Raw genomic sequence first — 15,008 nt, 5'->3', positions numbered from 1 at the left:
TTATTAAATAATTTTGATCACTATTTTTTTTCCAGCGTGATCACCTGGTTTTCGAAATCTGATATAGCTTTCCATATCTGTTTGAAAAAAGGATAGTATTCTTTAGGATAATTTTGGCTTGCTACATTTGCTTTTGTGGTAATAATCACCTTATTTCCGGTAGTTTCAACCTTGTACGTATAAGATATTTCCTTATCATCCGTAGCCATTTTTTTTTCTTTAGGAAGACTTACAATCTTATAATTCTCAGGAATTACCAGTTCAATTCTCTTTTCTTTCTCAAAAGCAGAGATAAAATCAATCTGATTCTTTCTTGCTTCAGTCTGGTCAAAAGATTCATTTTTGATATTCAGAAATAATACAGGATTAATAACCACTTTATTTCCAACAACATCCATAAAACTATTACCGGAAAAATTCATCTGAGACTCAAAATCACCATTCTCAAGAAGTTTTGACTCTACTTCCCTGATATCCGCACTGTAGGTGGAAGCAAAAGACTGGTTGTATTTATCTTTACTAGTATCGAACTGATCATATGACTCTATGGCAAACATTCCATGATCTTTCTGTAAAAATGTTCCTTTTATTATTGAATTTTCAACATCCAGGCTGGCTTTGATGATTTGTTCTTTTTTGCTGATATTTGTGTTGGAATAGGACAGGTCAGTTCCTTTATTTTTTTCAAGCAGGATTCCGAAATCATTCCAGTCTCTTTCCGGAAGAATATTTGCCTTTGAACTGAAAGAAGTCGCATCATAAAAATAGATCTGATTCTCAATTTTAACCGATGCCAACAGGAAATTTAAATACCTGAGACTTGGTGAAGCAATATTCAGAATTCCGTTATCTACAGTAGAAATCAGCAGTGGATTGGCTTCAATACCCGCATTTCTTAAAAGCATAATCAGAAGGAGATTAATTTCTGCACTGTTTCCCGCTTTCGTCTTTATAAGCTGTTTAAGGCTTTGGGAGGTCAGTATGGCGTCTTCTCTGTTCCATTTATAATTATCTTTAACAAAATTGAAAATTTTATCTGCTTTTTCTACGGAACTGTAGCCTGTTTTAATTTTTTCCGGCAGGAGATCATTCACATTACTCCTTAAAAATCCACCGAAATCATCACTTTTCTCCAGCTGCTTTGCCACTTCGTTCCAGTCCTTGGAATCATAATAGCTAAAATAGGTTCCTGAATATTTCTTTAATTCCGGTTTCACTTTCCCACGGTATCGGTCTGCATTCTTTACAAACTTTTCTTTCTGAACAGATTTTATATTTTCATATCCAAAACGAAACACATTATACAGTGCTCCAAAACGGTCCTCTATACTTGAAACATGATATTTAGGTGTTATAATAGAGCCCGTATTGTTAAAATGGTAAGCCAGACGGTCATCCGGATATTCCAGGTTATATTCCTGATAGACCACGGGAATATTATATTCAAGAAAATAATTCAGATTAACTACATTTTTGGTCACTAATTTATAGCTGTATTCAATGATTGACCCATCCAGAATATTAGGGACGGCAAGTTTATAGATTTTCAGACCTTTAGTGAAATTTTCTTTCAGCTGCTCTTTTTTATCTATTGAAATTTTTTCTACTTTATGATTGGCCAGGTTATAGATTTTTACATCATATTTTTCCAGCCTATCTTCAGAAAAAAGAGGAATTTCTATATTCAGCCACTCTTCCGCATTCTTTTTATCATAGATCTTGATCTTTGAATAATACTCCTTTTCTACTGTACCATCCGCCAAAAAATTATACCGAACAGAATTATAAAGTATTTCTGCGGGTGCTGTTTTTTCTATCAGTGAACCCGTCTTTTTCAGATCATCTTCACTAAAAACCGGCGGAGACAGAAATTGATGCTGTGTAAAAAACAGATTAAAGGCTAAACAGCAGATTGCCGTATTAAGTTTGCTGCTAATTCTCATATACTCTTTTCAGTCGTTAAAAAAAAATCAATTTTTAAAGAACCGAACAACATTATTTTTTCAGCATATATTGCGGCTTCATCTGAAGCTCCGAAAACTAATTTTTTCATCATGGTTATTAAAATCGTGCAAAAATAATAAAATCTTAACAAATGTTAATTTTTTATTTTAACATAAATAAAAATGCTACAGAAAAATGTTCACTTTTAACATGTATTTACATGATGATTTCAACAATTTATATCTCTAGATTAGGATATTTTGTAATTTTTTGATTCAAATATTTTTAAAAGAATAATTTGTTAATTTTTCAAATTCTGCAATAAGACACAAAAAAAGACTTCATTTCTGAAGTCTTTACCTATTTTTAATTAGTATTACTGATCATTTGGAATTCTGTTACTGTCATACTTATCACTGCTAAAAGCAAGAACCGGTACGAAAATAAACCCAAAGAAGAAAAGAAGAATGGTATACACCGGCGTTTCTTTTCCAAAGGCTTTTGCCAACCTGTCATTCACCACCCATGAAGCATATAAGTTTACAAGAGGAATCAGGAACAGGATGAACCACCAGATTGGTTTCTTAACAATATCAAGCAGCACAATGATATTATAGATCGGGATAAAAGCTGCCCATGCATCTTCTCTTCCTGCTTTCTGAAATATTTTATACATACAGTATCCATAAAATAGATAAGCCAGCAATCCGAAGATCATAGAGCCCATTCCCAGTCCTGCAGCAGCGGCACCAGACATTGCATCAGCCCCATCATAAGGGTCTGTTTGTAAAAGAGTTAACATATTATTATTTTTTATTGGTTTTCACCAAATATAAAAAAAGCTTCTAATAAATAGAAGCTTTTCTCAATATATTTTTAATAATAATTATGCGTCAATCTTCGCATACTTTGCATTTTTCTCAATAAACTCTCTTCTTGGTGGTACCTCATCCCCCATCAACATTGAGAATATGCTATCTGCTTCCACTGCATTGTCAATGGTTACCTGCTTTAAGATTCTGTGTTCAGGGTTCAGGGTTGTTTCCCAAAGCTGCTCAGGATTCATTTCCCCAAGACCTTTATAACGCTGAACTTCTACACCTTTTCCGTCCGGAGCCATATCCAAAGTGAATTCTTCACGCTCTTTCTCGTTGTAGGCATATACCTTTTTATTCCCTTTCTTTAATAAATATAAAGGTGGCTGAGCAATATAGATATATCCGTTTTCAATAAGTTCCTTCATAAATCTGAAGAAGAAGGTAAGAATCAGCGTAGAAATGTGAGATCCGTCAATATCGGCATCGGTCATGATCACTACTTTATGATATCTCAGTTTAGCCATATTTAAGGCCTTGCTGTCTTCTTCCGTTCCTACAGAAACTCCAAGAGCGGTATAGATATTTTTAATTTCCTCGTTGTCATATACTTTATGAAGCATTGATTTCTCCACGTTCAGAATCTTACCTCTTAATGGTAAAATAGCCTGGAAATGTCTGTCTCTACCTTGCTTAGCAGTTCCACCTGCGGAATCTCCCTCTACTAAGAATAATTCAGATTCTGCCGGATCTTTGGATGAACAGTCAGATAATTTCCCTGGAAGTCCTGAACCTCCCATCGGAGATTTTCTCTGAACCATCTCACGGGCTTTCTTCGCTGCCTGTCTCGCTTTTGCGGCTAATACTACCTTTTGAACGATAATTTTCGCTTCATTAGGATTTTCTTCCAGGAAGTTAGAAAGCATTTCCCCTACAATCTTATCTACAGCTCCTGAAACTTCGGAGTTTCCTAGTTTCGTTTTGGTCTGTCCTTCAAACTGAGGTTCCATTACTTTTACAGAAATCACAGCAGTTAATCCTTCACGGAAGTCATCACCGGTAATTTCTACCTTTTCTTTTTGAGGAATACCTAAATCATCAGCATATTTCTTCAGTGTTCTTGTCAGAGCACGTCTGAAACCTGCAAGGTGAGTACCCCCTTCATGGGTGTTGATATTGTTTACGTAAGAGTGAAGATTCTCGCTGAATGACGTGTTATAACGCATCGCCACTTCTACAGGAATATCATCTCTTTCTGCTTCCATGAAGATCACATTCTCCATGATAGACTCTCTGTTTCCGTCGATATATTCTACAAACTCTTTCAGACCGCCTTCAGAATGGAAAACTTCCATCGCGAAAGATCCGTCTTCGTTTTCTGCTCTCTCATCAACAAGAGTGATGGTAATTCCTTTATTAAGGAAAGCTAATTCACGTAATCTCGTCGCAAGGGTATCGTAGTTGTAAACAGTTTCCTGAAAGATGGTAGCATCCGGCTGGAAGAAAACTTCTGTTCCTCTTTCAGTGGTAGTTCCGATTTCAGCAACATCTGCAAGGGCTTTTCCCTCTGAATATTTTTGTTGATATAATTTACCGTTAAGGCTTACTGTAGCCACCAATAAAGTAGAAAGTGCATTCACACAAGATACCCCTACTCCGTGAAGACCTCCGGATACTTTGTAAGAATCTTTATCAAATTTCCCACCTGCTCCGATTTTAGTCATGACAACCTCTAGAGCAGATTTTTGTTCTTTTTCGTGAAAATCTACAGGAATCCCTCTACCGTTATCTTTTACAGAAATACTTTCTCCTTTGTGGATCGTTACCCAAATGGTATCGCAATACCCTGCCAAAGCCTCGTCAATAGAGTTATCTACTACTTCATAAACCAAATGATGAAGACCTCTTACTCCTACATCTCCAATGTACATTGATGGTCTTAGTCGAACGTGTTCCATACCCTCTAAGGCCTGGATACTGCTAGCTGTATATTGTTTTTGACTCATATAAAATTAATAAATTTTGCCTAATGCAAAGACCTACAAATATCGTGATTTTTTTCGACTTATGAAAGTTAAAATATGTCAAAAAAGAGTAGCGTTTTTATTAAAACCAGAAGTGATGTTTTATCTAAAAAAGACTAAAGTTATTACCTATTTCCCAAATACCATCTGTATTAAATCATATTATACATCCGTATTTTATGCTTAAATTTATTTACTCAAAAGTTGATTATATGGATGATTTTATTGCAGCCCGCGCGCAGATGGCTCTCTCGCTGGGCTTTCATATCATTTTCGCCTGTGTGGGAATGGTGATGCCCTTTCTGATGGCCTTCGCTCACTGGAAATACCTTAAAACCAATAATGAAGTATACAAAGGGCTTACAAAAGCCTGGAGCAAAGGAGTGGCGATTCTGTTTGCCACCGGTGCTGTTTCAGGAACCATGCTTTCTTTTGAGCTGGGACTTCTATGGCCGGGATTTATGAAACACGCCGGACCTATCTTTGGAATGCCGTTTTCTCTTGAAGGAACAGCATTTTTTATTGAAGCCATTGCCATCGGGTTCTTTTTATATGGATGGGAAAAATTCAATAAATGGTTCCATTGGTTCTGCGGATTTCTGGTAGGTTTAAGCGGACTTGCTTCAGGTATTCTTGTCGTTGCAGCCAATGCATGGATGAATTCACCGACAGGTTTCGACTATATCAACGGGCAGTATTTAAATATAGATCCTATCAAAGCAATGTTCAATGATGCCTGGTTTCCTCAGGCTCTTCATATGACGGTGGCTGCCTTCTGTGCGACAGGTTTTGCCGTTGCAGGGGTTCATGCCTTTTTAATTATGAAAAAAAAGAATGTGGAATTTCATACCAAAGCATTCAGGATTGCAGCAGGATTTGCTTTAATCGGAGCATTCGGAGCACCATTAAGCGGTGATGTTGCCGCCAAATCTGTGGCAGAAAGACAACCTATTAAATTGGCTGCCATGGAAGCTCACTTTGAAACTGAAAAAGGAGCCCCTTTCATTATTGGCGGAATTCCTGATCAGCAGAAAGGAGAAGTCAAATATGCCATTAAAATTCCAAAAGTATTAAGTTTTTTGGTGAGCAACGATTTCAATCACGAAGTAAAAGGATTAAATGATTTTCCAAGAGACGAATGGCCGCCGGTAGCCGTTGTTCATTACGCTTTCCAGATTATGATTTTTTTCGGAGTAGTGATGATCATCATCGGAAGTATTTATCTGTATGCTTTCTTCTTCAAAAAGGAATGGCTGACTAAAAACTGGCTATTAAAAACATTCCTGTTCGCTACTCCTTTTGGATATATCGCTCTGGAAGCAGGATGGACTGTTACCGAAGTGGGAAGACAGCCATGGATCATCTACGGAATTATGAAAACGGTAGATGCGGTAACGCCAATGCCGGGAATACAGTATTCTTTCTACTTCTTCACCGCTATTTTTGTATCATTATCACTGATCATTATCTTCCTTTTAAAAAGACAGATCCAGATGGTACCCAAACTTTACGACCCTACAGACGCTGAGTTTAACGATAAAAACAAAAAATCATGATCTACGTTGTAATAGGATTTCTATGGCTTTCTATCTGCCTGTATATCATCCTGGGCGGTGCTGATTTCGGAGCCGGAATTGTAGAGCTTTTTACCCATAAAAAAGCCCGTCACAAAACTGAGGAGATTATGTATGAATCCATTGCCCCGGTATGGGAAGCCAATCATATGTGGCTCATCATTGCAATCGTTATCCTTTTTGTAGGATTTCCTGAGATTTACACCACGATGTCCACCTACCTTCATATCCCTCTGGTTCTGATGCTTTTAGGTATTATTGCAAGGGGAACGGCTTTTACCTTCAGACATTATGATGCCGTGAAAGATCATATGCAGGTTTTATATACGCAGGTTTTCTATTATGCAAGCCTCCTGACACCGTTTTTCTTAGGATTGATTGCAGCAGCAACGGTTTCTCATTCCATTAATCCTGATGCAGTAGGATTTTTAGATTTATATATTTTCAGCTGGCTGAACTGGTTCGGTGTTTCTGTAGGTTTATTTACAGTGGCACTTTGCGCTTATCTGGCTTCTATCTTTTCATTAAGAGAAACCCGTGATAAAGCTGATCTTACATTGATGATCAAAAAATCCAGACAGACGATGGTTTTTGTAGTCATCACAGGAATGCTGGTATTTTTAACTGCTTATATTTCTGATATTCCTCTTGTGATGTGGGTATTTTCAAAGCCGCTGGGAATTATGGCTATTTCCTTTGCAACAGTCTCTCTAGGCCTGATCCTTCGCGCCCTGCATCGGCGAAAACTGCTGCCTGTACGGGCATTAGCAGGATTTCAGATGGTGATGATTCTGATTGCGGCTACCTATCAGCATAATCCCGATATTATCCTGCTTGGGAACGGACAGCATCTTTCATTACTGGAACATATGGCACCTCCAAAAACCATTAATGCTCTGGGTTGGGCACTTATGCTCGGTTCTTTGTTTATTCTTCCGTTTTTATTTTATCTGATGGCTTCATTCAGTAAACAGAGAAAGTAGATATGATTCAATATAAAGACAAAACTGACCTTATAGAAGCGATAAAAAAGAATCATCTGCTTTATGACAAAGAGTTTGATGATATTCCTGAAGATGAAAAAGACCTTGTGAAACCGGGAGTTGATAAAACGCCTTCACAAAATCTATCCTATCAGCTGGGTTGGACCAATCTTTTATTGCAGTGGGAATCGGATGAGAAAAAAGGAATCGAAGTGCAGACTCCGGCGCCGGGATATAAGTGGAACAATTTGGGAGGACTTTACGAATCCTTTTATCATAAGTATGAAACTTACAGCCTTGATCAGCAAAGAGAAATGCTGAAGAATCAGGTTAATGAAATTATAGAATGGATTGAAACCTTAGATCACGAAACATTATTTATCGCTGAGCAGAGAAAATGGGCTACAACACCCGCGAAATGGCCCGTCTGGAAATGGATACATATCAATACCGCAGCTCCGTTTAAGAATTTCAGGGCCCAGTTGCGGAAATGGAAAAAACAAACCGGTACAGAGTGAGTCTGTACCGGTTTATATTTATGTTATGGTGAGCTTTACGCCAGTTTCATCAAAAGAACCTCGTCAATCTTCTCTACTTTCACCAAATTATTCTTAGTCAAAGTTTTAGATGCTTTGTCCCATTTTTTACCAGAAAGCTGACTTTGTTGTTTTACATCATTTAAAGCAAGCTGTTCTCCTGATTTCAAAATTTCAAGAATCACTTTTTCATCTTCGCCCAGTTCAATCTGAGGAACTGTTTTCTCGGGTCTCATCTGAGGGAAGAATAATACTTCCTGGATGGATGCATTATTGGTAAGGAACATGATCAGTCTGTCCATCCCAATTCCTAATCCGGAAGTTGGAGGCATACCATATTCCAATGCTCTTAAGAAATCCTGGTCGATAAACATTGCTTCATCATCTCCTCTTTCTGATAAGGCCATTTGAGATTCGAAACGCTCTCTCTGGTCAATCGGGTCATTCAGCTCGGAATAGGCATTAGCGATTTCCTTTCCGCAAACCATTAATTCAAAACGCTCTGTTAATCCTTCTTTGCTTCTGTGTTTCTTCGTCAATGGAGACATTTCAATCGGATAATCTGTAATAAATGTCGGCTGAATGAAGTTTCCTTCACACTTTTCACCGAAGATCTCATCAATCAATTTTCCTTTCCCCATCGTTTCATTCACGTCAATTCCGATAGATTTAGCAAAATCAAACAGTTCCTGTTCAGTTTTCCCGGTGATATCGAAACCTGTATATTTTTGGATTGCTTCCGTCATAGAAACTCTTGGATAAGGCGCTTTCCAGTTAATCGTATGTTCTCCGAAAGTAGATTCCGCACTTCCGTTCACCTGAGTCGCACAGAATTCCAATAGTTTTTCTGTGAAATCCATCATCCAGTTGTAGTCTTTATACGCTACATAAATCTCCATCGCTGTAAATTCAGGATTGTGGGTTCTGTCCATTCCTTCATTTCTGAAGTTTTTAGAGAACTCATACACCCCGTCAAAACCTCCAACGATCAGCCTTTTCAGATATAGTTCGTTGGCGATTCTTAAATATAATGGAATATCTAAAGCATTGTGGTGCGTGATAAACGGTTTTGCCGCCGCTCCTCCCGGAATCGACTGCAGGATTGGCGTTTCCACCTCAAAATATCCGGCATCATTGAAGAAAGTTCTCATCGCATTGAACATTTTTGTTCTTTTTACGAAGATTTCTTTCACCTGCGGATTAACCGTTAAATCTACATAACGCTGTCTGTATCTCAGTTCAGGATCTGTAAATCCGTCGTGTACTACTCCATTCTCGTCAGTTTTAGCCTGAGGAAGCGGACGTAAAGCTTTGGTAAGAAGTGTAAAGTTCTTCACTAAAATCGTCATCTCCCCTACCTGAGTAGTGAATAAAGTTCCTTCGATACCAATAATGTCTCCGATGTCCAAAAGATGTTTGTACACTTCATTGTACAGTTCTTTATCATCACCCGGACAGATTTCGTCTCTGTTGAAATACACCTGGATCTTACCCTTAGAGTCCTGCAATTCAGCAAAAGAAGCCTTCCCCTGAATTCTGCGGGACATCAATCTACCAGCGATCTTCACCTGTTTATTCTCAGAAAAATCCTGTTTTATAGATTCTGTAGTATCTGTAATCGTATACTCCTCCGCAGGGAATGCATTAATTCCCATTTCAGTAAGCTTGTTCAGCTTTTCTCTTCTAATGATTTCTTGTTCTGATAATTGCATTTCTTATTTTTCTAAAAGCGTACAAATTTAGGCATTTTTAGTGATTTGTCAATTATGATTTTTTTAATTGTGAATGGTCAATGGTGAATTTGCTTTGCAGTGAATTTATTAATGGTGATTATCATTAGGACTAGCAGTTAAATATGAATGGTAAATGGTCAATTGTGAATTGTGAATTGTGAATTGGCTTCGCCGTGAATTTTTTGTATGCATTAATATTCACTATTGGCTTGCGTAGCAAAATTGACCATTCACTTTTAAAGCCAGGTTTTTCTCTCTTTCTGAGGAATAAAAGTCCACGCTACCATTCTGCTTATTTTCTGCCCCTGCGCCATATCGATAGTTTTGATATCTAATGCTTTGACTTTCTTTAAGAGTGTGGTTAGTTTATATAAGTTATCTTTCTTAGAGACCAAACACGTAAACCAAAGGACTTGTGAGGAGTACTGAACACTTTCTTCGATCATTTTCGAGATAAAAGCTATTTCACCACCTTCACACCACAATTCCGACTGTTGTCCGCCAAAATTAAGCAGAGGGTTTTTACCCTTAGATTTATTGATGTTTTTTGTTTTTCTGAGATTTCCCTTCATAGCAGATTCTTTAGAATCATGGAAAGGAGGATTGCACATAGAAAATGTAAAACGGTCTCCGGTCTCAATGATATTTTTGAAGATATGATGGGAATCAGACTGATGTTTTAATTGGATAACAGGTAATAAGTCAGGATTGTGATCTAAAATTTGCTGAGCATTTTCTAACGAATCTTTATTGATATCCGTCCCCAACATTTTCCAACCGTAAGATCTGTGGGCTAATAAAGGATAAACAAGATTCGCCCCTGTACCGATATCTAAACCTGATATAGAAGTCCCGGTCGGGATTTTAGGTTGCTGTTCCGCTAAAAGATCTGCGATATAATGGATGTAATCGGCACGTCCGGGAATAGGAGGACACAGGTTGGCCTCAGGAATATCCCAGTTTTTAATGTTATAAAAATGTAAAAGTAATGCCTGATTAAGCAGTCTGACCGCTTTGGGAAGACTGAAGTTAATGGTCTTCGTTTCGTAAGCATTAACGAAAACATAGTGTTTCAGTTCTGGCACACAAGAAATAAGCTGCTCAAAATCATAGGGATTGCGATGCAGATTTCTTGCGTGCAGACTGGATTTTTCAGTAGTCATATTTATTTTTTCTGACTCAAAATATATTCTACCATTTTTTTAGCATCTTCTTTAGATACCTGTGGATGAGGAGCCATCGGAACGCCTCCCCAAACTCCGCTTCCGCCTTCTATGATCTTTGAGGCCAGCATTTCAATATCTTTATCAGAATATTTTTCTGCGATCTCCTTGTAAGAAGGTCCTATCATTCTCTCATTCACGGCATGGCATCCTGAGCAGTCTAAGGTTTCGATGATCTGGTCACCTGAAAGATTAGCCTTTACCGGCTCCGAAACAGCGGATGTTTCAGAGGGTATACCTTGTGCCTCCGTGTTTTCTTTTTTAGAACAGGATAGGATCAAAAAACCTATTGCTCCTGCCAAAAGGAGTTTTTTCATTATTTTTTTGCTGCCGTAGAATCTGTTTTAGCTGCTTCAGGAGTAGCTGGAGCAGGTGTTGCAGCTGCAGCCGGAGCAGCTTTCTTAGCTGTAGAGTCTACTACTACTGGAGCATCCGGTTCAGGTAACATTGTATTGCTGTCCTGTAATGTATGGTCTGGTTTCTTAGAACAGTTTACCACTAATAAACTTCCGATAAATGCAATTGCTAATACTTTTCTCATTATTTTTTCTAATAAAATTTAGACAAAAATATAAAAAATAAGCGTTTAAACTCATGACAAATGTTTGCGTCACCAATATTTTTCCGGAAAATTAATGTTTAGATAATGATTATTTGTACCGATAGTTTTAAATTTAAGCTATGATTTTCATCTCCAAAATTCTGTTTTTCACCAGTCATCATGGTTTTTATACCGTGATTATCCTTGTGGCATTCTTTAGTCTGCTTTCTTTTGTGACCAAAAAAGCATGGTTTCTCGCTCCCATTATTCCTTTGGCTATATTGAATGGTGTTGCCGGACAGTATCTGAATGCCTGGTTTCTAAATAAATACGGCGTTGAGAGTACAGCCATCATCACCTCGGATGTAGAAACCAACTCTACCCTGAACGACATGTACATCCATGATTACGAAGCGATTGTCAAAAAACACGACGGAAAATACACCTCAACATTCTTTTCGACGACCAGTGCCACGATCTACCCTATTGAAAATGCCATCAGAATTCCGCGAATGGGCCAATATTTTCCGGTAAAATATATTCCGGGGTACGAGAAAAACATCGTCATTCTTTATTATCAGTCTGAGGAAGGAAGCCATATGCTGAAGTATGAAAAATTGGCCCCCGTAGAATCAGCCAAGATTAAATATGAGGCGGACAGAACGAATAAAGAATTCATCGAAGAATACATTTCCGCCGTGGAAGATTATGTAAAAAGCTATGACAATGAGGAATACAAAATAAAAATCGACGAATTAAAAACAGAGCTGAAGCAGCTTAAATAAAGGATTTGTATTTTAAGTTTTTTAATTTTCGGACTTTTTCTTGTTTTTGTATTAAAAAAATTTCTACATTTGTCCCATGTTTAATATGAGCAACAATATTTGGTGGTGGCTTTCAAACTCTTCGTCGGGTCTGGAGGTATTGTCATGTTGCTAAAGGTTTAGCAGAATAATTAAAATACACAATATATAGGCTTTGACGGATTCCGTTAAAGCCTTTTTTTATTTCATCCAAAAACAAAAAAAATACACGTCAGATGACTACTCAAAAAATTAAAATAAAAACCGATTCAAAAAAAACACTGGGAGACCTTTATACTCCGATGAATATCTATCTTCAGATCAGAGACCGCTTCAGGGATACGATTCTTTTGGAAAGTTCAGATTCTAAAAATATCGACAATAACTTTTCATTTATTGCCGTAAACGCTGTGGCGGGAATTGAAGTTAAAAATCTGACTGAGTTTGAAATCAAACTTCCAGGTTCAGATCCTGTAAAGCAGTTGATCGGAGACAGAAATATCACGGACATCTTTGATGAATTTCAAAGTAATTTTGATTGTGAAATCACGCACGATCCTATTGAACAGACGGCTCAGAGCCTTTTCGGATATACTAGCTTTGAAGCGGTACAGTTTTTTGAAGATATTCATTTGAAGCCACAGAGTCCGGAAGTTGAAATTCCGATTCTTCGTTACAGACTCTATCAATATGTCATTGCGATCAACCATTACAATGATGAGATGCATATTATTGAAAATCAGATTCCCGGTTTAAAATCTGAACTTTATCTGCTTGAAAATCTGATCAGAAACCAGAATACTCCGGTCTACCCTTTCGAGAAAACTGGTTATGAAACCTCTAATCTTACCGATGAAGAATATATCGAACTGGTAAAAACAGCTCAGAAACACTGTATGAGAGGGGATGTTTTCCAACTGGTATTAAGCAGAAGGTTTGAACAGAAATTTAAAGGGGATGAATTCAATGTGTACCGTGCCCTTAGAAACATCAATCCTTCGCCTTATCTCTTCTTTTTTGATTACGGAAATTACAAATTATTCGGATCAAGTCCTGAAAGCCAACTGATTATCAAAGACAACAAAGCCATCATCCACCCTATTGCAGGAACTTTTAAAAGAACAGGGCACCTGGAAACGGATCTTCAGTCTATTGAAGCTTTAAAAAATGATCCAAAAGAAAATGCAGAACACACTATGCTGGTAGACCTTGCCAGAAATGATTTAGGAAAACTGGGCAAAAACGTAACTGTTACCAAACTCAAGGAGATCCAGCTTTTCTCTCATGTAATTCATATGGTAAGCGAAGTGACCGCTGATCTTCCGGAAAATATCAATCCTCTTGATATGGTTTCCGCTACTTTTCCACAGGGAACTCTAAGCGGCGCACCAAAACATAAAGCCCTTCAGCTCATCGATCAGTATGAAAAAGACTCCCGAGGTTATTACGGAGGATGCATCGGGATAATCGGATTAAACGGAACCTGCAATCAGGCCATTATGATTCGTACTTTTTTAAGCAGAAACAATACCCTTTATTATCAGGCCGGAGCCGGGCTGGTGGCAAAATCTGTCCCTGAAAATGAATTGCAGGAAGTGAACAATAAATTAAATGCACTGAAAAAAGCGGTAGACAAAGCCGGTAAGATAGTGAGGAGCTAAAAGTGATGAGTGATAAGTCAACAGCAACTAGCAAATCGACCCCAACAATTAAAAAAAACAAAAAAATGAGCAATAATATAAACCAACCGGCAACTCCTACTCAACTTAAAGTTCTGGTTTTTGATAACTACGACAGCTTTACGTACAACCTTGTCCAGATCATTGAACGAATTCTGGATCAGAAAGTAGATGTAGTGAGAAATGATCAGATCACCCTGGAAGAGATCGGGAAATATGATAAAATTATCCTTTCGCCAGGCCCTGGAATTCCTGAGGAAGCCGGAATCTTACTTGATCTGATCAAAGAATATGCTCCTACTAAAAGTATTCTGGGCGTATGTCTTGGACAACAGGCTATTGCAGAAGCTTTTGGAGGAAGCCTGATCAATCTTTCGGAAATTTTCCATGGGGTAGCAACCTCTGCTGAACTGGTTAAAGAAAATACCAAAATTTTCAAAAACCTGGCTTCAGGAATGGAAGTAGGAAGATACCACAGTTGGGCAGTTAACCCGGAAGGTTTCCCGGAAGAGCTTGAAATCACGGCCGTAGATAAGGACGGAATGATCATGGCCCTGCAGCATAAAACTTATGATGTACACGGAGTTCAATTCCATCCCGAAAGCATTTTAACTCCGGATGGAGAAGTGATTATCAGAAATTTTTTACTGAACTGAGATGACCAGGGAAGAGTTTGAGCAGTTTCTTACCCAAAAAGAAATATATGCCCAGAATAACAGAACCCAAAGTTCTGATGAAGAGATTCTCCAGATCTACGCTTACATTCTGGAACATGAAAATAAAGACAGCGACTGGTGGAACGAAGATCATGGCACCACAGATATTATGTACATGATCAAAAACGGAAGTCAGAATATTTTAGAAAGAATAAAAGAAGACATTCCCCGCTGGACCGGTTTGCAGACAGAATTATTCGCTCAGACATTAATTTCAAATGATCTCCGGGATTTCAGAGTAAACGAGAGATTACAGTTTTATCTTGAATTATTTGAAACACCTAAATCTGATTGTGATTTGTACAATATTTTTCATGATCATGCTTATCTGGATTTTGAATTTGCTGATCACGAACTTTTAATAAAACTTGCCAAGAATTTAAATTACAGCTCTGTAGAAGAATTAATGAAACTGCGTTAAAAAATATACAATGACA

General features: G+C 37.8%; 14 protein-coding genes. 7 read left to right on the top strand and 7 right to left on the bottom strand.

The window, feature by feature from the left end; all coding sequences use genetic code 11:
• Positions 1 to 20: 20 nt before the first annotated feature.
• The 3 genes from LC419_RS11540 to gyrB all read right to left on the bottom strand — a co-directional run bounded on the left by LC419_RS11540 (position 21) and on the right by gyrB (position 4,765).
• Positions 21 to 1,943, bottom strand: a complete 1,923-nt coding sequence (locus LC419_RS11540) for a DUF3857 domain-containing protein (RefSeq protein WP_223607474.1) — start codon at positions 1,941 to 1,943, stop codon at positions 21 to 23.
• 377 nt (positions 1,944 to 2,320) lie between these two features.
• Positions 2,321 to 2,746 (bottom strand): DUF5684 domain-containing protein, encoded by a 426-nt coding sequence (locus tag LC419_RS11535; RefSeq protein ID WP_223607473.1) that lies wholly within the window; start codon positions 2,744 to 2,746, stop codon positions 2,321 to 2,323.
• A gap of 84 nt (positions 2,747 to 2,830) precedes the next feature.
• Positions 2,831 to 4,765 (bottom strand): DNA topoisomerase (ATP-hydrolyzing) subunit B, encoded by a 1,935-nt coding sequence (gene gyrB, locus LC419_RS11530; protein ID WP_223607472.1) that lies wholly within the window; start codon positions 4,763 to 4,765, stop codon positions 2,831 to 2,833.
• A gap of 230 nt (positions 4,766 to 4,995) precedes the next feature.
• On the opposite strand from gyrB, the gene LC419_RS11525 reads away from it, so the two are divergent.
• The 3 genes from LC419_RS11525 to LC419_RS11515 are packed head-to-tail and all read left to right on the top strand — an operon-like array spanning position 4,996 to position 7,858.
• Positions 4,996 to 6,339 (top strand): cytochrome ubiquinol oxidase subunit I, encoded by a 1,344-nt coding sequence (locus LC419_RS11525; protein ID WP_223607603.1) that lies wholly within the window; start codon positions 4,996 to 4,998, stop codon positions 6,337 to 6,339.
• Complete coding sequence (locus LC419_RS11520; protein WP_223607471.1) at positions 6,336 to 7,340, top strand: cytochrome d ubiquinol oxidase subunit II; 1,005 nt, start codon at positions 6,336 to 6,338, stop codon at positions 7,338 to 7,340. Before LC419_RS11525 ends, LC419_RS11520 begins: the two co-directional genes overlap by 4 nt.
• A gap of 2 nt (positions 7,341 to 7,342) precedes the next feature.
• Positions 7,343 to 7,858, top strand: a complete 516-nt coding sequence (locus LC419_RS11515; protein WP_223607470.1) for a ClbS/DfsB family four-helix bundle protein — start codon at positions 7,343 to 7,345, stop codon at positions 7,856 to 7,858.
• 35 nt (positions 7,859 to 7,893) lie between these two features.
• Here LC419_RS11515 and lysS read toward each other — a convergent pair whose 3' ends face one another.
• The 4 genes from lysS to LC419_RS11495 all read right to left on the bottom strand — a co-directional run bounded on the left by lysS (position 7,894) and on the right by LC419_RS11495 (position 11,373).
• On the bottom strand, positions 7,894 to 9,588 hold the full coding sequence (gene lysS / locus LC419_RS11510; RefSeq protein WP_223607469.1) for a lysine--tRNA ligase: 1,695 nt from the start codon (positions 9,586 to 9,588) through the stop codon (positions 7,894 to 7,896).
• Between the two features lie 257 nt (positions 9,589 to 9,845).
• Positions 9,846 to 10,772, bottom strand: coding sequence for a 23S rRNA (adenine(1618)-N(6))-methyltransferase RlmF (gene rlmF / locus LC419_RS11505; protein ID WP_223607468.1), 927 nt, complete (start codon positions 10,770 to 10,772; stop codon positions 9,846 to 9,848).
• A 2-nt stretch (positions 10,773 to 10,774) separates the two neighbouring features.
• On the bottom strand, positions 10,775 to 11,149 hold the full coding sequence (locus tag LC419_RS11500) for a c-type cytochrome (protein ID WP_223607467.1): 375 nt from the start codon (positions 11,147 to 11,149) through the stop codon (positions 10,775 to 10,777).
• Complete coding sequence (locus LC419_RS11495) at positions 11,149 to 11,373, bottom strand: hypothetical protein (RefSeq protein ID WP_223607466.1); 225 nt, start codon at positions 11,371 to 11,373, stop codon at positions 11,149 to 11,151. Before LC419_RS11495 ends, LC419_RS11500 begins: the two co-directional genes overlap by 1 nt.
• A 140-nt stretch (positions 11,374 to 11,513) precedes the next feature.
• Between LC419_RS11495 and LC419_RS11490 the strand changes: the two genes are divergently transcribed.
• From LC419_RS11490 to LC419_RS11475, 4 genes are all read left to right on the top strand, one after another.
• Positions 11,514 to 12,158, top strand: a complete 645-nt coding sequence (locus LC419_RS11490) for a hypothetical protein (protein ID WP_223607465.1) — start codon at positions 11,514 to 11,516, stop codon at positions 12,156 to 12,158.
• A 254-nt stretch (positions 12,159 to 12,412) separates the two neighbouring features.
• Entirely contained in the window at positions 12,413 to 13,837 is a 1,425-nt protein-coding gene (locus tag LC419_RS11485; protein WP_223607464.1) for an anthranilate synthase component I family protein, read from the top strand.
• Between the two features lie 65 nt (positions 13,838 to 13,902).
• Positions 13,903 to 14,511 (top strand): aminodeoxychorismate/anthranilate synthase component II, encoded by a 609-nt coding sequence (locus LC419_RS11480; RefSeq protein ID WP_223607463.1) that lies wholly within the window; start codon positions 13,903 to 13,905, stop codon positions 14,509 to 14,511.
• Between the two features lies 1 nt (position 14,512).
• Positions 14,513 to 14,992: a hypothetical protein gene (locus LC419_RS11475; protein ID WP_223607462.1), complete on the top strand. Its 480-nt coding sequence runs from the start codon at positions 14,513 to 14,515 to the stop codon at positions 14,990 to 14,992.
• Positions 14,993 to 15,008 lie beyond the last annotated feature (16 nt).

Source organism: Chryseobacterium sp. OSA05B (assembly GCF_019970065.1).
Classification (GTDB): domain Bacteria; phylum Bacteroidota; class Bacteroidia; order Flavobacteriales; family Weeksellaceae; genus Chryseobacterium.
The sequence above is the reverse complement of the archived record's forward strand: the minus strand, read 5'-3'. Positions and strand labels throughout refer to the sequence as shown.